16 protein-coding genes are annotated in these 19,157 nt (G+C 64.4%); 4 read left to right on the top strand and 12 right to left on the bottom strand.

Features of this window, described 5'->3' with window-relative positions; all coding sequences use genetic code 11:
- Positions 1–100: 100 nt before the first annotated feature.
- The gene (locus FPB55_RS18075) at positions 101–397 is read left to right on the top strand and encodes a DUF3144 domain-containing protein (protein WP_009683473.1); all 297 of its coding nucleotides are present in this window, start codon (positions 101–103) and stop codon (positions 395–397) included.
- 246 nt (positions 398–643) lie between these two features.
- On the opposite strand, the gene FPB55_RS18065 is transcribed toward FPB55_RS18075, so the two are convergent.
- The 9 genes from FPB55_RS18065 to FPB55_RS18025 all read right to left on the bottom strand — a co-directional run bounded on the left by FPB55_RS18065 (position 644) and on the right by FPB55_RS18025 (position 9,224).
- Entirely contained in the window at positions 644–892 is a 249-nt protein-coding gene (locus FPB55_RS18065; protein WP_009683472.1) for a CsbD family protein, read from the bottom strand.
- A gap of 142 nt (positions 893–1,034) precedes the next feature.
- The gene (gene soxR, locus FPB55_RS18060; RefSeq protein WP_029886682.1) at positions 1,035–1,490 is read right to left on the bottom strand and encodes a redox-sensitive transcriptional activator SoxR; all 456 of its coding nucleotides are present in this window, start codon (positions 1,488–1,490) and stop codon (positions 1,035–1,037) included.
- Positions 1,491–1,548: 58 nt separating this feature from the next.
- A complete protein-coding gene (locus tag FPB55_RS18055; protein ID WP_110679937.1) occupies positions 1,549–2,280 on the bottom strand; it encodes a GntR family transcriptional regulator in 732 nt (243 codons plus the stop codon).
- A gap of 122 nt (positions 2,281–2,402) precedes the next feature.
- On the bottom strand, positions 2,403–3,917 hold the full coding sequence (locus tag FPB55_RS18050) for a DHA2 family efflux MFS transporter permease subunit (RefSeq protein WP_144188952.1): 1,515 nt from the start codon (positions 3,915–3,917) through the stop codon (positions 2,403–2,405).
- On the bottom strand, positions 3,907–5,052 hold the full coding sequence (locus FPB55_RS18045; RefSeq protein ID WP_125854863.1) for an HlyD family secretion protein: 1,146 nt from the start codon (positions 5,050–5,052) through the stop codon (positions 3,907–3,909). Before FPB55_RS18045 ends, FPB55_RS18050 begins: the two co-directional genes overlap by 11 nt.
- A 494-nt stretch (positions 5,053–5,546) precedes the next feature.
- Positions 5,547–6,965, bottom strand: a complete 1,419-nt coding sequence (locus tag FPB55_RS18040) for a TolC family protein (RefSeq protein WP_225786016.1) — start codon at positions 6,963–6,965, stop codon at positions 5,547–5,549.
- A gap of 103 nt (positions 6,966–7,068) precedes the next feature.
- Positions 7,069–7,779, bottom strand: coding sequence for a helix-turn-helix transcriptional regulator (locus FPB55_RS18035; RefSeq protein WP_125855032.1), 711 nt, complete (start codon positions 7,777–7,779; stop codon positions 7,069–7,071).
- Between the two features lie 171 nt (positions 7,780–7,950).
- Positions 7,951–8,331, bottom strand: coding sequence for a cupin domain-containing protein (locus FPB55_RS18030; protein WP_009684033.1), 381 nt, complete (start codon positions 8,329–8,331; stop codon positions 7,951–7,953).
- Positions 8,332–8,402: 71 nt separating this feature from the next.
- On the bottom strand, positions 8,403–9,224 hold the full coding sequence (locus FPB55_RS18025; RefSeq protein WP_125855033.1) for an AraC family transcriptional regulator: 822 nt from the start codon (positions 9,222–9,224) through the stop codon (positions 8,403–8,405).
- Between the two features lie 154 nt (positions 9,225–9,378).
- Here FPB55_RS18025 and FPB55_RS18020 point away from each other — a divergent pair, with 154 nt between their 5' ends.
- Positions 9,379–10,332 (top strand): LysR substrate-binding domain-containing protein, encoded by a 954-nt coding sequence (locus tag FPB55_RS18020; RefSeq protein WP_054905098.1) that lies wholly within the window; start codon positions 9,379–9,381, stop codon positions 10,330–10,332.
- Between the two features lie 15 nt (positions 10,333–10,347).
- On the opposite strand, the gene lysA is transcribed toward FPB55_RS18020, so the two are convergent.
- A complete protein-coding gene (gene lysA / locus FPB55_RS18015; protein ID WP_009684030.1) occupies positions 10,348–11,580 on the bottom strand; it encodes a diaminopimelate decarboxylase in 1,233 nt (410 codons plus the stop codon).
- Between the two features lie 132 nt (positions 11,581–11,712).
- Between lysA and FPB55_RS18010 the strand changes: the two genes are divergently transcribed.
- A complete protein-coding gene (locus FPB55_RS18010) occupies positions 11,713–12,618 on the top strand; it encodes a LysR family transcriptional regulator (protein ID WP_125855035.1) in 906 nt (301 codons plus the stop codon).
- 28 nt (positions 12,619–12,646) lie between these two features.
- Here FPB55_RS18010 and FPB55_RS18005 read toward each other — a convergent pair whose 3' ends face one another.
- Positions 12,647–13,000, bottom strand: coding sequence for a hypothetical protein (locus FPB55_RS18005; protein WP_009684028.1), 354 nt, complete (start codon positions 12,998–13,000; stop codon positions 12,647–12,649).
- Between the two features lie 273 nt (positions 13,001–13,273).
- On the opposite strand from FPB55_RS18005, the gene FPB55_RS18000 reads away from it, so the two are divergent.
- On the top strand, positions 13,274–18,139 hold the full coding sequence (locus tag FPB55_RS18000; protein WP_144188950.1) for an NAD-glutamate dehydrogenase: 4,866 nt from the start codon (positions 13,274–13,276) through the stop codon (positions 18,137–18,139).
- Positions 18,140–18,281: 142 nt separating this feature from the next.
- Here the strand turns inward: FPB55_RS18000 and FPB55_RS17995 are convergent, their stop codons facing one another.
- Positions 18,282–19,100: a pyruvate, water dikinase regulatory protein gene (locus tag FPB55_RS17995; RefSeq protein ID WP_009684026.1), complete on the bottom strand. Its 819-nt coding sequence runs from the start codon at positions 19,098–19,100 to the stop codon at positions 18,282–18,284.
- Positions 19,101–19,157 lie beyond the last annotated feature (57 nt).

The following is a 19,157-nucleotide window of genomic DNA, read 5'->3' as shown; positions in this document are numbered from 1 at the left end:
CCTTTTTCGACTTTGGTAATCCTTTTTCAGCCTTGCACGTATGCGCCGCGACATGCAAGGCTTGGCCTTTCGCTCGTCTTGCACAACCAGGTGAACCGCCATGACCCAAGCTACCGACCAGGCCTTCTACGACCGTGCCGATGCGCACATAGAACTGGCCAACCAGCAGATCGACAGGGTCGAGGACCTGGGCAAGGTTAGCGCCTCGCTGACCTTCGGTGCCGCGCGCTTCAGCGCCTGGATGAGCGCCCGCAGTTTCAAGAGCGGCGCCGAACTGGGCGCTGCGCGGGACGAGATCCTGAAATACTTCTGCGAGCAGTACCGGATGATGCTCGAAGATAACCTGGACGAGCATATCAAGCATTTTGACCAGTACATGTTGGGCAAGAATGACTAACACCGCAGGTCGCTCGCCCCAGCCTCTTCAGCGCTCTCTGGCCAACAACTGCCAGCCCTGATGCGATCCCTGTGGGAGCGGGCAAGCCCGCGAAGAAGCCAGCGCGCTGCATGGCACAGGCTGAGCCGGTGTTCGCGGGCCCGCTCACACAGGTATTGCACCTTTGTCTTGCCTACAATATCGCCAGCCGGTAATGGCGTGGGCCGGACGCCATGTCCGGCCCTGAACCGCCTGTTGCGCCTTGGGTCAACGGCGCAGCAGGCGAGAAATCACCAGTGTGACGGCGGCGGTGATGGCCAGTGCGGCGATAGGCTTTTCCTTGACGAACGAAGTCACCGTGTCCACGGCATCACCATAGGTCTTGGTCACCTGGCCTGCCGCCTGACGCGCATCGCCTTCGGCTTCCAGCGCCGGGTCTTCGACCAGCCGGCCTACAGCGCTCTGCGCCTTGCCTGCAAGGTTCTCGGCAACACCTTCGATCTGTTCGCGTTTCATGATGGCTATATTCCTTCCTGTAAGCGGCTTTGGGTTGATAGCACAGGGTTAGGGAGGTGAAGGGCGGCAATGGTTCCAACTACTCATCACCTTCAAGCCACACGCCCCTGCAAGGAATCGCACGTGGCGTGAAAGGACGAGGCTAGCGCGCCTTCTTTTCCAGAATCCGCGCGCCGCTCCCTTCCTTGGCCAGCACATCCCCGGGGTTGCGCAGGGGGCAGTCCTGCAGTGACAGGCAGCCGCAGCCAATACAGTTGTCGAGGCTGTCGCGCAGCGCCTCCAGAGTACGGATGCGTGCATTCAGGTCTTCGCGCCAGGCGCTCGACATTTCGCCCCACTGCGCCGCGGTCAGCTTGCTGTTGGGCGCATAGCGGCTCAATGCCTGGCGGATTTCCTCCAGTGCGATACCGGTGCGCTGTGCCACCTTGATGATCGCCAGGGTGCGCAGTACCAGCGAAGGGTAGCGGCGCTGGTTGCCCGCCGTACGAACGCTGGCGATCAGCCCCTTGGCTTCATAAAAGTGCAGCGCTGACACTGCCACACCGCTGCGCTTGGCGACTTCGCCCACTGTAAGCATCCGCGTGTTGTCTGCTGCCATGCCTGTCGACCTTGCCTTGGGTTGAGCGCTGTAAGGGCGCCTTGAATTGTGAAACGGCTTACCCCGCTGCGCGATCCCGGCGCAACTGGGTAACCAGGGTAAAACGGTCATGCGGGTGGATCGTCTCGGCCACGGCCATCAGGTCGCCGTTCTCTTCGCGGTAGTGGCGAATGATCTGCAACCCCGCCGAACCCACCTGCGCCTTCAGCGCGTGGGCCAGCTCTGCCGTCAGCGCTACCGCCCGTACTTGCTGGTCGATCACCGCGATCGCGCGGCCGTAATGCTGCTCGATCAGCCTGGCAATCGGCTGTTCGGGCTGCTCGCGGGCGCGTTCGATGACTTCGCCGTAGTCCCGCTGTGCATAGACCTGGGTGCAGCATAGCGGCGGCGCAGCCTGCGCCACGGCGATGCTCGACAGGCAAAAGTAGTGCTCACCCGGCACCAGCCCCAGCCGTGCCGCCTGGCCCAGGTCGGCAACGAAGTGCTGCACATCGCGGATCTGCCAGCGCTGATCTGGCGCCAGCTGTGCCAGGTCGGCGACGCTGGCCAGCGACTGCGTGTAGCCCCCGCGGGGGCTGCTGGCCTCGACCCGGGTGCCGACGCGCTTGCGTCGCGATACCAGCCCCTGGCCGAGCAACTGGTCGATCGCGGCACGTACCGTGTGCCGGCTCACACCGTAAAGGTCGCACAGCTCGTGCTCGGTTGGCAGCAGGCTGCCCACCGGATACCGGCCATTGGCAATGCCTGCCATCAAGTCCTTGGCCACAGTGGCATAGCGCGTCGGGTTCATACCTGTGTTCTGTCTCGCACCTGTCGTCGGCCGAGAGTGTACCAGCGACGTGTGCCGGGTGGTCGGCGAGCAGGCTGCACCTTGCGGTGCAGCCCAGCACCCACGGTTCCCGCTGACGCTTTTCAGGTGTTCTGCCTGGCCCGCAACATCATCGCTGCCAGGGCGCACCCGAGCAAGGCCAGGCACGCCAGGTAGAATGCGTCGCTGTAGGCCATCAGGTACGCTTCGCGGCGAATGGTTGCCGCCAACCCCTCCAGCGCCTGTTGCTGCTGCGGCAACCAGCTCTGCACCGTGTGGTTGATGCGTTCCTGCATGCCCGGCTCGAACACGCTGACCTGCTCGTGGATGCGTTCGCTGTGGAAACGCTCGCGGGTGGCCACCAGCTGGGTCAACCCGGCCGTCCCTACCGCGCCCCCCAGGTTGCGCAGCATCGAGAACACGGCCGACGCCGACCCGGCTTCACGCTTGTCCAGCCCGGCCACCGCCAGCACCGACAACGCTACCATGATGAACGGCTGGCCGATGCCACGTACCACAGTGGACGGGATGATCACGTTGTCGGCACTGTCGGCGCTCAGGCTTGCCCCCAGCCAGCAACCGAGGGCCATGATCAGGAAACCGCTGGCGACCATGAACTTGGCGCTGGTCCAGCCCATCAGCCGCGGCATCATGGGCGCCAGCAGCAACTGCACCACGCCATAGGCGATCAGTGCTACACCCACGTCTTGGGCGCTGAAGCCCTGCAGTTGCGACAGGTAGTTGGGCACCAGGAACACCAGGCCGAAGGTTGCCGCGCCGAAGATGAACATGGCCACACTGGCGACGCCGAAGTTGTAACGCCCCAGCAAGCGCAAATTGATGAAGGCGCGCTGGCCGCGCAGTTGGGTAATCACGAACACCACCAGGGCAATTCCGGCGATCGCGCTCATGCCAACGATGAACGATGAGCCGAACCAGTCCAGCCTGCCGCCTTCTTCCAGCACGATCTGCAAGCCACCCAGGCCGATCACCATGGCCGCGATGCCCAGCCAGTCGCCTTTGCGCAGCAGCGCGAGTTGCATCGGCCTGGCGTCGATCGACCAGGCGATGGCGAACAGCAGGGCGATACCCGGGAACAGTTGCAGGTAGAAGATCCAGCGCCATGAATAGGCGTCGGTCAGCCAGCCGCCAATCGACGGCCCGGCCGCCTGTGCCACGCTGTTGGCCAGGCTGAACAGCGCCATGCCCATGGCCATCTTGCTGGCTGGCAGCTCGGTAATGATCAACTGGAACGACAGCGGGATCAGCACCGCGCCGGCCGCGCCCTGCACTACGCGCAGGGTGATCATCGTTTCCAGGTTGGGGGCCCACGAGCAGGCCACCGAGGCCAGCAGGAAGATCAGCGAGCCGGTCCACATCACCCGGCGCAGCGAAAACACTTCGACCAGCCACGCGGTCAGCGGGATCATGACGATTTCCGCCACCAGGTAGGCGGTTGAGATCCATGAGCCTTCCTCGAAGCTGGCGCCCAGCGAACCCCGGATTTCCGGCAGCGCGGCGCTGGTGACATGCACGTTCATGCCGGCCATGAAGCAGCCGAACAGGCCGCCGAGCACGGCGACCCAGGCGCGCAACGTGACGGGTTGCTCAGTGGCCATCGGCAACCTCGGCAGGACGGGTGTCGACGATGCTCACCACCGACATGCCCGGCAGCAGCTGCGGGCCTGCGGGCGCTGGGTCGAGCAGGATGCGCACCGGGAAGCGCTGGACGATCTTGGTGAAGTTGCCAGTGGCGTTGTCCGACGGCAGCAGGGCGAAGACATTGCCCGAGGCAGGGGAGAAACTGGCCACACGGCCGTGCAGTGGCTGGCCGGCAAAGCTGTCGACGCGGATTTCCACGGGTTGCCCGGGGCGCATGCGGGCCAGTTGGGTTTCCTTGTAGTTGGCGACCACGTAGGCCTGCTGTACCGGCACCACTGCCAGCAGCGGCTGGCCGGGCACCACGTACTGGCCAGCACGCACGCGGCGTTGGCCCACGATGCCAGCGAGCGGGGCGCGAATCACGGTGTCGTGCTGGTCCTGGCTGGCCAGTTGCCGGCGAGCCTGGGCGTGGGCCAAGGCGGCTGCGCGCTGTTGCAGCTCGGCGTCGGCCTGGGTAGAGCGGGCCTTGGCCATGGCCAGTTGAGCGCGTTGTTCGCGCAGCGCGGCCTGGGCCCCTTGCAGCGCCGCTTGTGCCTGGGCCGCCTGGGCGTTGGCGCTTTCCAGGCGCTGCGCGGTGGCCGCTTGATCGCGTACCAGGCCGCGGTAGCGCTGCACGTCCAGGGCAGTGCGTTGGCGCTCGGCGGTGGCGCTGCGCACGGTCGCTTCAGCCTGCTGGATGGCGTGCTGGCGCTGGTTGATGCGCTCGGCCGCCAGCTGTTGGCCAGCCTGTGCGGCGGCCAGTGCGGCCTGGGCTTCGGCCACGCTGGCCTGGGCCTGCTCGACACGCGCGCGGTAGTCCTGGTCTTGCAGCCGTACCAGTACATCGCCGGCCTGGACTGGCTGGTCGTCCGCCACTTCCACCTTGGCAACATAGCCGGCAACGCGCGGGCTCAGTGCCACCCAATCGGCACGGACATAAGCATCGTCGGTGGTTTGCAGGTAGCGGCCGGTGGTGAGCCAGTAGCTGGCGAAGGCCAGCACCGTGACGGCCGCCAGGCTGCCGCCGGCGATCCAGGCCTGGCGGCGGCGGGGTCTGGTGCTGGCTTGCTGTGCTGCTTCGGCGGGGGCGTTCTGTTCTACGGCGGCATTCATTTTCGGTTTCCATTTCTGATGTTGGGGCTGCTGCGCAGCCCATCGCCGGCAAGCCCACAGGGATCGCCTTAGGGCTGAGAGGTGTTTGCCACAAGTTATGGCAGCGCCTGTTAGAGCGAGCGCCGCCCGCGCGGCGCGATCGCGAGCTGCGCTCGCTCCTACGTTTGTTTCGGGCCAATTATTCCTGTGGGATTCACGCGCGAACGCCTTGGTGCATGCCTCAATATCGCGCCGTACAAACAAGGCGGCCGCGCGCGCCTGTCACAGGCGTTACTGGCCCGAAACAAACGTAGGAGCGAGCGCAGCTCGCGATTGCGCCGCGCGGGCGGCGCTCGATCTCACAGGCGCTGAAGATGCTCCGGCTACCCTTGCCAGGAACCATAGAATCTCCCACAGGGACCGCGCTGGCCTTGGCGTTTGTTACAGGGCAGCGACTCCCTGATCATTGAAAAGGCTCTCGGCCCAGCGCGGTCCCTGTGGGTTGTTGCTGCGCGCTACCACCGACCACCCAGCGCGCGGAACAGGTTGACCTGTGCCTGCGCCAGGCGCCCTTGGGCCTCGACCTGGCTGGCGCGCAGGCGGATCAGTTCGCGTTCGCTGTCGAGCAATGCCAGGCCGTCAGCCGTGCCGGCGCGGTAGTTGTTCTGGGCCAGGGCAAAGCCCCGCTGGCTATGGCCAAGCGCTGCCTCCAGTGCCTGCAGGCGCTGCCGCTCACCGGCGTAACGCGCCAGCGCCTGGCGCACGTCCTTCAGCGCATTCAATGCAACGCCCTGGTAGCGGGCGACCTGCGCCTGCTGCAATGCTCGGGCCTTGCCAACGCGCGCGCGATTGGCCTTCAGGTTGGGGAACTGCCAGTGAATCAGCGGGCCGATCCCGAACATCACCGCGCGGCTGTCGCCGAGGTCGGCCAGGTGAGCGGCGGAGGAGGTCAACGAGGCGCCGAAGCTGACCTTCGGGTACAGGTCCGCCCGGGCGATTTCGGTCTCCAGCGCAGCAGCGCGCAGTTCCCGTTCTGCCTGGCGCAGATCCGGCCTTCGCTCGAGCAGGCGCCACCCATCTCCAAGCGGTAGCGGCACCGACACCGTGGGGATGGCGCTGCAGTCGCCTACCGGTGCTGCAGCCGCCTGGCCACTGAGCATGGCCAGTTCGTAGAGCGCCATTTGCCGCCTGGCAACGAGCATCGGCAGTTGCGCCCGCACCTGCTCACGCAAGCCCAGCAGGCGCTCGCTGTCGAGCGCCGTTGCCACGCCGGCCTGTTGCTGGCGTTCACTCAATTGCACGCTGCGCTCGAGGCTTTGCAACGACTGCCTGGCCTGGGCCAGGCGTGCGCCATACACGCATTGAGCCAGGTAGGCGCGGCTGGTCTGGGTGACCACCTGCAGGCGTACCAAGTCCCGTGCTGCAGCGCTGGCATCGGCTTGAGCGCGGGCACGCTCGATGGCCGCACGTACCTGACCCCAGACATCCACCTGGTAGGCCAGCTCGATGCCGGGGCTGAATTGCCATTGTGACGGCGCATGGCTGTCAGTGGCCTCGGCCAGGGTCTGGTCATCGGCGCTCTTGCCATAGGTTGCGCCAACCTCCACTGCAGTGGCGGGCCAGCGGCGCGCGTCGAATTCACCGATACCCGCCAGCATGGCCTGGACAGTGGCGTCTGCCTGGGCCAGGTCCTGGTTATGCGCCAGGGCCAGCTGTACCCAGTGGTTGAGTTGCGGGTCCTGGAACAGCGCCCACCATCGCGCGGGTAACGGCTGCTGGCTGACTCCCGCCGGCAGGTCTGCCAACGGGTTTGCCTGCAGCACGGGTGGCGGCGCGGCGGGGGCCGGCTGCCGCGTGCACGCCGTGAGGGCACCCAGCACGGCGAGCGTGGCGCCCAGCCGGGCAGTGAAGGGAGAAAAGTGCAGTAAAGGCATCACACAGGCCACTTGAAGAGGGTGATGCGAGGTTAACCAGGGATGGGGAAGCGGCGCTGTCGCAAGCAGGACAAGCCTGCGCGCAAGCGGGACAACCTGCTGTTCAGTGACCGCGTGTGAGGTTGTGCTGCCAGTCACTCGGCGCGTAGCCGAGGATGCGCTTGAACATGGCGGTGAACGCGCTTGCACTTTGGTAACCGTGCTCCAGCGCCACGTTGAGAATCGGCTGCCCCTGCGCCAGGCATTGCTGGCTGAGCATTACCCGTGCGCGGGCGCGCCACTCGCCATACGACATGCCCAGTTCGCGTTGAAACAGCCGCGCCACGCTGCGCGCACTCAGGTTCAACTGCGCGCCACACTGCGCCAGCGTCAGGTCCTGGGCCGGGTCCTGGAGAAAGCCCTCGCACCAAGCACGCAAGCGCGGGTGCGAGGGCGTGGGCACGAAGGCATGGATGCGCCGAGCGGCGGACAACTCGTTCAGGATCAATGCCCGTGCATGCTCGCCGTCACGCCGGTCGAGCATGCGTGACGCGGCCAGGATCAGTTCCCGCAGCAAGCTGGATACCACGATGACCTGGCAGCACGCGATGCCGGCGTCGAGCAGCAACGTGCGCATGCTCACCATGCCCTGCATGCGGATGGCGTGGCTGACCCCGGCAGGCACCCACAGTGCATGCCCGCCGGGGATCACCCAGTCGCCTCCCGCGCTGCTGACGCGCATTACCCCGCTGGCGGCATAGATCAGCTGGTCTTCAGCGTGGCAATGGCTGGCGACTTGGTCGCCGTGGCCATAGTCCATTTCCAGTGTTCGCATTCAAGGCATCCTCGATATTGGATCCAATTATACGGCGGTGGATTTTCATCGGGTTGCGATGGTAGGCATGGAAAAGGGGTGACCAAGACGCAAAATGGCTGTTTGGCAGTTGAACGTGGTGAATTATTGCCAAGCGAGTGCTACGCACAACAAGTAAAGCGGCTTCTGTTGTTAGATCCAGACATCATTGACGGCGGTGCGCTCGCCGCCCTCATGCCCGGTGTTCAGAATGCCGCGGGGCTCGATCATCATCAGTTTTGCTTCGCCCTCTGCGGCTGTCCTGTGTTCGATACCGCGCGGCACGACGTACAGCTCACCGGGGTTGACGTACACACAGCCATCGGGCAGATCGATGCGCAAAACACCCTCCAGCACCAGAAATGCTTCGTCGGTTTCCGGGTGTGCGTGCCAGATGAATTCGCCTTCAATGCGCACCACCTTGAATTGGTAGTCGTTCATTTCGGCAACGACCCTGGGGCTCCACTGCTGCTCGATCAGCGAGGCTTTGTGCAGCAGGTTGGCAGGCTGGGAGGGGATACGGGCTTCAGACATGACAATTCCTCGTTGAGTGGAGTGGCCAGCCTAACGGTCTGCAACAGGCGCATCTTGTACGATCCTGCAAGTCAGCGGGTGGGGCGCAGGCGCTCCAGCCAACGCAAGGGCGGCACCCCATAGCAACGGGTGAAATGCCGGGTCATGTGGCTCTGGTCATGAAAGCCGGCAGCAAGGGCCGCATCGACCAGGCTGAAGCCGTCGACCACCATGCGCCGCAAACAGTCGAGGCGGCGCAAGGTGACGAAGCGGTAGGGGCTGGTGCCGTACAGCGTGCGAAAATCACGCGACAGGCTCCAGCGCTCGCGGCCGCTGGCCTGTTCGAGCATGTCCAGGGTAATGCTCTGGTGCAGGTGCGCCATGATGAAAGCCCGGGCCCGCTCGGCGGCTTGGTAATCCAGGCGCTTGCGCCCGCGTGGTTTGCCGCCGACCGCCAACAAGGCCATGGCCAGGTCGTACAGGGCGTCCTGCTGCTCCAGCGGCTCCAACGGGTGGTCCACGGCCTGTACCAGTGCCTCGCTGGCCTGGTACAGCCGTGGGTCGCTGGACAGCCCGCCAGCGATGAAGGGCAGCGGCTGGCCACCCAGCATGTTCTGGATCAGGGCCGGGTCTACGTAAGCCATGCGGTAGCGAAAGCCTGCGTTGGTGCCGGCCATGCCGTCATGCAGCTCGTCCGGGTGCAGCACCAGGGTGTTGCCGGGTATGCCGTGGCGCAGCGAGCCCTTGTAATGGAAGCTTTGCACGCCGGCCAGGGTTCGCCCGACCGAGTAGGTATCGTGGCGATGCGGGTCGTAACCGTGGCTGCCGAACCAGGCTTCGATACGCTCGATGCCGCCCGGCTGGTCGCTGCGGATTACCCAGTCGGACGGTGGCGGGTCAGCTTTACGGTTCATCGCGGTGGGAGCCTGGGCGGAGCACGGCTGGGGCGGCCGTGAGGGGAGGAGAAGGAAGGGTAACCGGACTGTCCGCTGTCGGGCAATCGGGTCGCCGCCAAGGGCCGCCCTGCCAGGTTATCTACCAACGTTGACTCGACCAGGGTGCTTGTCAGTGCTGAAATCGAGCAAGCACAACCACAATGGGCCGGGAGCGCCAATGAACCGCAACGAACTGCGCAAAGCCGATATCAACCTGATGGTGGTGTTCGAAGCGCTGATGCAGGAGCGCAACCTTACCCGCGCCGCAGAAAAGCTGTTCGTCGCCCAACCTACGGTCAGCGCTGCGCTGGCGAGGTTGCGGGCGATGTTCAATGACCCGTTGCTGATCCGTGTGGGCAACCGCATGGAGCCATCGGCCCGCGCCCAGGAAGTGATCAAGCACCTCACCCCGGCCCTGGATGCGATGTCTGTGGCCCTTAGCCTGACCCACGACTTCGACCCACTTTCCAGCAAGATGACCTTTCGCATCGGTTTGTCCGATGACGTCGAGTCCGGGCTGTTGCCGCCGTTGTTGCGGGCGCTGCGGGTCGAGGCGCCGAACGTGGTGGTGGTCGTGCAGCACGTGGATTACTGGCGCATTCCCGACTTGCTGGCGGCGGGTGACGTCACGGTCGGCATCAGCCAGACCCGGGGCCTGCCGGCCAATGCCAAGCGCAAGGTATTGCGCAGCATGCAGGCCAGGGTGGTGCGCGCCGACAAATCCACCAGGGCGTTGACGTTGGATGAGTTCTGCGCCCGCCCGCACGTTCAGGTCTCGCCTACGGCCAATACCCACGGTGTAGTCGATGACTGGCTCAAGGAGTTGGGGCGCGAACGCCAGGTGGTGTTGTCGGTGCCGCAATTCAGTACGCTGCCGGCGATCCTGGCCGGTACCGAACTGCTGGCCTGCTGCCCCGATTACGCGGCCCAGGGGATGGAGCGCTGGGGCAACCTGCAGGCCGAGCAACTGCCGTTCGCCGCCACGGCGCTGGAGCTGGCCATGGTCTGGCTGAGCACTACCGACAATGACCCGGCCGAGCGCTGGCTGCGCGGCCGCCTGGAGCACTACATGGGCGGTATGGCCTAGCCGGCAGAAGAGTGCTTAAAGGCCCGCTTCCAAGTCCAGCAGGTCCTGCACGGTCTGCCGCCGGCGGATCATCCGCAGTGCACCGTTCTCGATCAGGAACTCTGGCAGCAGTGGCCGGCTGTTGTAGTTGGACGACATCGATGCGCCATAGGCCCCGGCATCGTGGATCACCAGCAGGTCGCCCACCTGTGCTTGCGGCAGGTCTTGCGGGGTGAGTTCCTGGTCGTCCTGGGTGAATACGTCACCCGACTCGCACAGCGGCCCGGCCACCACGGTTGGCTGGCGTGGGCGCTCCACCGGCTGGCCGTTGGCATCGAGCAGGGTCATGCCGTGGTAGGCGCCGTACATGGCCGGGCGCATCAGGTCATTGAAGCCGGCGTCGATCATCACGAAGGTATTGCGCCCCACCTGTTTCACCGCCCGCACCTCGGCCACCAGGTAGCCGCACTCGGCCACCAGGAAGCGGCCGGGTTCGATCTCCATACGCACCGGGTGGCCGAGCATCGCTTCGATTTCCTTGCGTGCCACTGCCCAGGTCTGGGCGTAGCGCTGCAGGTCGACCGGCTTGTCGCTGCTGCGGTAGGGGGTGGAAAGCCCGCCCCCGATGGAAAACGCCTCGATGTCCACCCCCAGGCGGCCGACCAGCTCGATCATCGAGCGGGCTACCTGTTCCAGGTGCTGGTAATCCACGCCCGAGCCAATGTGCATGTGCACGCCGACCAGGTGCAGGCCGTGTGCCTTGATCACGCCCAGCGCTTCGTCCAGCTGCTCATGCCAGATGCCGTGCTTGCTGTTTTCACCGCCGGTGTTGGTCTTGCGGCTATGGCCGTGGCCAAAGCCGGGGTTGATGCGGACCCACACGCGGTGGCCAGGGGAGCGCTCGCCCAGTTGGCGCAGCATGTCGATGGAGCCGGCGTTCACTTCGATCTTTTCTGCCACCACCCGCTCCAGGGTAGGCCGGTCCAGTGCATCGCAGGTCAGCACCACGCCGGCCGGGTCGCCCTGAACGCTGGCGCCGGCAGCGAAGGCCCGCTCCATCTCGCCCAGCGACACGGCGTCCAGCACCAGGCCGTGGCCGCGCATCAGGCGCAGCACGTGCAGGTTGGGGTTGGCTTTCTGGGCGAAGCGTACGGTGTCGAACACCTTCAGCTGTTCGACACGCTCGGCGATGGTGCCGGTGTCGTAGGCCCACAACGGCGAGCCATGTTGGCGCACTGCCTCGGCCAGGAGGGTGAAGGGTGTTGTCATGTTGGCGCTACTCGCTCAGGTGATACCAGGAAGGAAAGCAGGATGCGATAAAGCAGGAATTCAGAAAAATAGCTTTTTTTCTGTCGGCCATTCATATCTGATATAGCCACTGTCATTACGCAGGGCGTTGCCGTGAAATTGTCCGTTCGCCATATCGAAGTGTTCCGCGCCATCATGGCGGCGGGCAGCGTCACCGCCGCAGCTCGCCTGCTGTTCACTTCGCAGCCCACCGTCAGCCGCGAGCTGGCCCGGCTGGAGCAGGTCAGCGGGCTGAACCTGTTCCAGCGCGAAGGTGGGCGGCTGGTGCCGACAGCCCAGGCACTGCTGTTGATCGAGGAGGTGGAGCGCGCCTATGTCGGGCTGGAACGGATCGACCGCTTTGCCCAGGCCATTCGCAATTTCGAGCAAGGCCGGTTGGCCATCACCTGCCTGCCGCTGTTCTCGCAAACCCTGCTGCCCAAGGCCTGCCAGCGCTTTCACCAGCAGCACCGGGGGGTGAGTGTGAGCATTCTGGCCCAGGAATCGCCGTTGCTGGAGGAGTCACTGGTGGCCCAGCAGCACGACCTGGGCCTGACCGAGGTCGAGCAGATACCGCGCGGGGCGTATGGGGAGCGGCTGTTCAGCGCCAACATGGTGTGCGTGCTGCCCGAACACCACCCGTTGCAGGCCAAGGCCGAGCTGGCGTTGAGCGATTTTCACGAAGTCGATTTCATCAACCTGGCCAGCCTGGACACCTACCGCCAGCAACTGGACCAGCACTTTCGCGCGGCGGGTGTGAACCGCCGCACGGTGATCGAGACGACCAGTGCGGCTTCGGTCTGCGCCATGGTGCGCCAGGGCCTGGGGGTTGCCATCATCAACCCGCTGAGCGGCCTGGAGGCCGCGCAGGGCGGGCTGCCGATCCGGCCGTTGCGGGTATCGGTGCCATACCAGGTGATGCTGATCCGCCCGGATCATCGGCCGGCTTCGGCTGCGGTGGAGCCGTTTTGTGAGGCATTGCGGGCGCAGGCTAAAGCAATGCAACAAGCGCTGGCATGAGCAGGGGCGACGCGCGGCGTATGAAGCCCTAAAGCTCGCAGACGAAGGTGCCAGTGCCGGCCAGGATGTTCTCCAGGGTTTCCTTCACCTCATCCAGGTCACTGAGGTCGCTGGTCAGGTTGATTTCCAGCACCTCATCCCCCTTCAGCGCATCGCGGTCACCGGCGGCCACTTCGATCAGCAGGCGCTTGGCACTCAAGGTCACTTTCAGCCCGTCCAGCGTCGACGGCTCGTCATCCAGGGTCAGGTCGACGGTGTCTTCGTCCGGGTAGCGGGTAAGCAGGAACATCTGGCCCTTGTCGCTGTGGCAGCACAGGGTCGCCATGTTGTCTTCCTCGTCATCGCAAGGGGTGGCGAACAGCAGGGCGGTGTTGATTTGCATGAGCAGGCTCGGATCAAAGGAAACGGAAGGGAATTCTGACAGTCTTGGCTACATGCATAAACGTAAAGTTACCGCCCCTTGACCGAAATTGTCGCAGCGCTGCAAGCCTTGATGACCGATCAGTCGTTAAGCTTCGCCAAGCCCGGGCGTGCCTGCGCACGTTCCACCTCTGGTTTTTACCGTCCGCCTTGCCACGGGTTGGCTATCGTTGATCCGTAAATGGCGCACGCAGCGACGCTTCAACTATTACAAAGCCCAAGCGGAGTACCACAGATGGCGTTCTTCACCGCAGCCAGCAAAGCCGACTTCCAGCACCAACTGCAAGCGGCCCTGGCGCAGCACATCAGCGAACAGTCCCTGCCACAAGTGGCGCTGTTCGCCGATCAGTTCTTCGGCATCATCTCTCTGGACGAACTCACCCAGCGCAGGCTTTCCGACCTGGCCGGCTGCACCCTGTCGGCCTGGCGCATCATCGAGCGTTTCGACCCCGAGTCCCCGCAAGTACGCGTGTACAACCCCGATTACGAACGCAACGGCTGGCAGTCGACCCACACCGTGGTCGAGGTGCTGCACCACGACCTGCCGTTCCTCGTCGACTCGGTACGTACCGAGCTCAACCGCCGCGGCTATAGCATCCACACCCTGCAAACCACCGTGCTCAGCGTGCGCCGGGGCGCCAACGGCGAGCTGCTGGAGCTGCTGCCCAAGGGCAGCCGGGGCGAGGGGGTGCAGCACGAGTCGCTGATGTACCTGGAGATCGACCGCTGCGCCAACGCCGCCGAACTGGCCGTGTTGACCCGCGAGATCGAACAGGTGCTGGCTGAGGTTCGGGTGGCGGTTGCCGACTTCGAGCCGATGAAAGCCAAGCTGCAGGAAGTGCTCGCCAAGGTGGAGCAAACCGCGTTCGGCCCGGCGCAAAACGAGAAGGGCGAGGTCAAGGCCTTCCTCGAGTGGCTGCTGGACAACCACTTCACCTTCCTCGGCTATGAGGAATTCACCGTTGCCAGCACCGCCGATGGCGGCCAGATGGTCTACGACGAACAGTCGTTCCTCGGCCTGCCGCGCCGCCTGCGTGTGGGCCTGACGGCCGACGAGCTGCGCATCGAAGACTACGCCGTGGCTTACCTCAACGAGCCGCTGCTGCTGTCGTTCGCCAAGGCCGCGCTGCCCAGCCGCGTGCACCGCCCGGCCTACCCGGACTACGTCTCGATCCGCCAGCTGGACGCCGACGGCAAGGTCATCAAGGAGCACCGCTTCATGGGCCTGTACACCTCGTCGGTGTACGGCGAAAGCGTGCATGCCATACCGTACATCCGCGGCAAGGTCGCGGAAGTGGAGCGCCGTTCGGGCTTCGATCCCAAGGCTCACCTGGGCAAGGAGCTGGCCCAGGTGCTGGAGGTGCTGCCGCGCGACGACCTGTTCCAGACGCCGATCGACGAGCTGTTCACCACGGTCATGGCGATCGTGCAGATCCAGGAGCGCAACAAGATCCGCGTGTTCCTGCGCAAGGACCCGTACGGCCGCTTCTGCTACTGCCTGGCCTACGTGCCGCGGGAAATCTACTCCACCGAAGTGCGGCAGAAGATCCAGCAGGTATTGATGGAGCGCCTGAAGGCCAGCGACTGCGAGTTCTGGACGTTCTTCTCCGAGTCGGTGCTGGCCCGCGTGCAGTTGATTCTGCGGGTCGACCCGAAAAACCGCATCGACATCGACCCGCAGCAGCTGGAGCGCGAAGTGGTGCAGGCCTGCCGCTCGTGGCGCGACGACTATTCTGCGCTGGTCGTGGAGAACTTCGGCGAAGCCCAGGGCACCAACATCCTGGCCGACTTCCCCACCGGCTTCCCGGCGGGCTACCGCGAGCGTTTCGCCGCCCACTCGGCGGTGGTAGACCTGCAGCACGTGCTCAACCTGTCGGAAAGCAAGCCCTTGGCGATGAGCTTCTACCAGCCGTTGACCCAGGTCGGCGAGCGCATCCTGCACTGCAAGCTGTACCACGTGGACACGCCGCTGGCGCTGTCCGATGTGTTGCCGATTCTGGAAAACCTCGGCCTGCGCGTACTCGGCGAGTTCCCGTACCGGCTGCGCCATGCCAGTGGCCGTGAGTACTGGATCCACGACTTCGCCTTCACCTACAGCGAAGGCCTTAGCCTGGATATCCAGCAGCTCAATGACACCCTGCAGGACGCGTTCATCCATATCGTGCGCGGCGATGCCGAGAACGATGCCTTCAACCGCCTGGTACTGACCGCCGGCCTGCCTTGGCGCGACGTGGCACTGCTGCGTGCCTACGCCCGTTACCTCAAGCAGATCCGCCTGGGCTTCGACCTTGGCTACATCGCCAGCACCCTGAACAACCACACTGACATCGCCCGTGAGTTGACCCGGCTGTTCAAGACCCGCTTCTACCTGGCGCGCAAGCTGACCCAGGACGACCTGGACGACAAGCAGCAGCGCCTGGAACAGGCCATTCTGACCGCGCTGGACGAGGTGCAGGTACTCAACGAAGACCGCATCCTGCGCCGCTACCTGGACCTGATCAAGGCCACCCTGCGCACCAACTTCTACCAACCGGACGCCAACGGCCAGAACAAGTCGTATTTCAGCTTCAAGTTCAACCCGCGGCTGATTCCCGAGCTGCCCAAGCCGGTGCCCAAGTTCGAGATATTCGTCTATTCGCCGCGGGTCGAGGGCGTGCACCTGCGCTTTGGCAACGTGGCCCGTGGTGGCTTGCGCTGGTCCGACCGCGAAGAAGACTTCCGCACCGAAGTGCTCGGCCTGGTCAAGGCCCAGCAGGTGAAGAACTCGGTGATCGTGCCGGTGGGTGCCAAGGGCGGCTTCCTGCCGCGGCGCCTGCCGCTGGGCGGCAGCCGTGACGAGATCGCGGCCGAAGGCGTGGCGTGCTACCGCATCTTCATTTCCGGCCTGCTCGACATCACCGATAACCTCAAGGATGGCGGCGTGGTGCCGCCGGCCAACGTGGTGCGCCACGACGATGACGACCCGTACCTGGTGGTGGCGGCCGACAAGGGTACCGCGACCTTCTCCGACATCGCCAACGGCATTGCCATCGACTACGGTTTCTGGCTGGGCGACGCCTTCGCCTCGGGCGGTTCGGCCGGCTACGACCACAAGAAAATGGGCATTACCGCCCGCGGCGCCTGGGTCGGCGTGCAGCGGCACTTCCGTGAGCGCGGCATCAACGTGCAGGAAGACCCGATCACCGTCATCGGTGTGGGGGACATGGCCGGCGACGTATTCGGCAACGGCCTGCTGATGTCCGACAAGCTGCAATTGGTGGCCGCGTTCAACCACCTGCACATCTTCATCGACCCCAACCCCGAGCCGGCTTCCAGCTTCGCCGAGCGCAAGCGCCTGTTCGACCTGCCGCGCTCGGCCTGGACCGACTACGACACCAGCATCATGTCCGAAGGCGGTGGCATCTTCCCGCGCAGCGCCAAGAGCATTGCCATCAGCCCGCAGATGAAGGAACGCTTCGCCATCGAAGCCGACCGCCTGACCCCGACCGAGTTGCTGAACGCGTTGCTCAAGGCCCCGGTCGATCTGCTGTGGAATGGCGGGATCGGCACCTACGTCAAGGCCAGCAGCGAAAGCCACGCCGACGTCGGCGACAAGGCCAACGACGCGCTGCGGGTCAACGGCAACGAGCTGCGCTGCAAGGTGGTGGGCGAGGGTGGCAACCTGGGCATGACCCAGCTTGGCCGGGTGGAGTTCGGCCTGCACGGCGGGGCGACCAACACCGACTTCATCGACAACGCCGGCGGCGTGGACTGCTCTGACCACGAGGTCAATATCAAGATCCTGCTCAATGAAGTGGTGCAGAGTGGCGACATGACCGAGAAGCAGCGTAACCAGCTGCTCGGCAGCATGACCGATGAAGTCGCCAGCCTGGTGCTGGGCAACAACTACAAGCAGACCCAGGCGTTGTCGCTGGCCGCCCGCCGCGCCCGTGAACGCATTGCCGAGTACAAGCGCCTGATGGCTGACCTGGAGGCGCGGGGCAAACTGGACCGTGCCATCGAGTTCCTGCCGTCCGAGGAGCAACTGGCCGAACGCTTGGCCGCCGGCCATGGCCTTACCCGTGCCGAGCTGTCGGTGCTGATCTCGTACAGCAAGATCGACCTCAAGGAGCAGTTGCTGAAGTCGCAGGTGCCCGACGACGACTACCTGACGCGCGACATGGAAACCGCCTTCCCGCCGTCGCTGGTCAGCAAGTTCGCCGAATCCATGCGCCGCCACCGCCTGAAGCGTGAAATCGTCAGCACCCAGATCGCCAACGACCTGGTCAACAATATGGGCATCACCTTCGTCCAGCGCCTGAAGGAGTCGACTGGCATGAGCCCAGCCAACGTGGCCGGGGCTTACGTGATCGTGCGCGACATCTTCCACCTGCCGCACTGGTTCCGCCAGATCGAGGCCCTCGACTACCAGGTGCCGGCGGAGGTCCAGCTCACGTTGATGGATGAGCTGATGCGCCTGGGCCGCCGTGCAACCCGCTGGTTCCTGCGCAGCCGCCGCAACGAGCAGGACGCCGGGCGCGACACCGCGCACTTCGGGCCGAAAATCGCGCAACTCGGGCTCAAGCTGGATGAGTTGCTCGAAGGCCCGACCCGCGAACGCTGGATGGTGCGCTACCAGGGCTTCGTCGAGGCTGGCGTGCCGGAACTGCTGGCGCGCATGGTGGCCGGTACCAGCCACCTGTACACGTTGCTGCCGATCATCGAAGCGGCTGACGTTACCGGGCATGAGCCGGCGCAGGTGGCCAAGGCGTTCTTCGCCGTGGGCAGCGCGCTGGACCTGACCTGGTACCTGCAGGAAATCAGCAACCTGCCGGTGGAAAACAACTGGCAGGCGCTGGCCCGCGAGGCCTTCCGTGACGACATCGACTTGCAGCAGCGGGCGATCACCATTTCGGTCCTGCAAATGGCCGACGGGCCGCAAGACATGGACGCCCGTGTGGCGCTGTGGGCCGAGCAGCACCGGGTGATGGTAGAGCGCTGGCGCGCGATGCTCGATGACCTGCGCAATGCCAGCGGCAACGACTATGCGATGTATGCGGTGGCCAACCGCGAGCTGGTCGACCTGGCCATGAGCGGGCAGGCAGCGGTGGTGCCTTCTTAAGCTGCAAGCTGCAAGCTACAAGCTGCAAGCGGAGCTCACTGGTTTCGCTTGCAGCTTCTGGCTTTAGCACCGTTTAGATCGCGTACACAGCCCCCGCTTTTTCTTGAAGCTTGAAGCTTGAAGCTTGAAGCTTGAAGCTTTCCTACTTGAACCGCCGCTCCACGCCTTTCTCCACCAGGATCTTCGCCGAGATCTCTTCCACCGAAAAATGCGTGGAATTGATGTTGGGAATGTTCTCCCGGCGGAACAAACTCTCCACCTCGCGCACCTCGAACTCGCACTGGGCAAAGCTTGAGTAACGACTGTTGGGCTTGCGCTCGTGGCGGATGGCCGTGAGGCGGTCAGGGTCGATGGTCAGGCCGAACAGCTTGTTGTGGTGCTTTTTCAGCACTGCCGGCAACTGCAGGCGTTCCATGTCGTCTTCGGTCAGGGGGTAGTTGGCGGCGCGGATGCCAAACTGCATGGCCATGTACAGGCAGGTTGGGGTCTTGCCGCAGCGCGACACACCCACCAGGATCAGGTCGGCCTTGTCGTAGTAGTGCGTGCGCGCGCCGTCGTCGTTGTCCAGGGCGAAGTTCACCGCCTCGATGCGTTCCATGTAGTTGGAATTGCCGCCGATCGAATGGGACTTACCCACTGAATACGACGAATGGGCGGTCAATTCCTGCTCCAGTGGGGATAAAAACGACGAAAAGATGTCGATCATGAAGCCATTCGACGTGGCCAGGATCTCACGTATGTCCTGGTTGACGATGGTGTCGAAGATGATCGGGCGCACCCCGTCACGCTCGGCCGCGGCATTGATCTGCTGGACCATGGTCCGCGCCTTCTCGGGCGAATCGATGTACGGCCGGGTGAATTTGTTGAACGGGATGCTCTCGAATTGCGCGAGCAGACTCTGGCCCAAGGTTTCGGCTGTGATACCGGTGCCATCGGAGATGAAGAACGCGGTTCGTTTCATTTGCGACCTGGGCCTTAAGCTGATGAAGATTCTTGGATATGATAAGTTCGGTTTGCC

Source organism: Pseudomonas sp. BJP69, from assembly GCF_007633355.1.
GTDB lineage: Bacteria > Pseudomonadota > Gammaproteobacteria > Pseudomonadales > Pseudomonadaceae > Aquipseudomonas > Aquipseudomonas juntendi.
The sequence above is the reverse complement of the archived record's forward strand: the minus strand, read 5'-3'. Positions and strand labels throughout refer to the sequence as shown.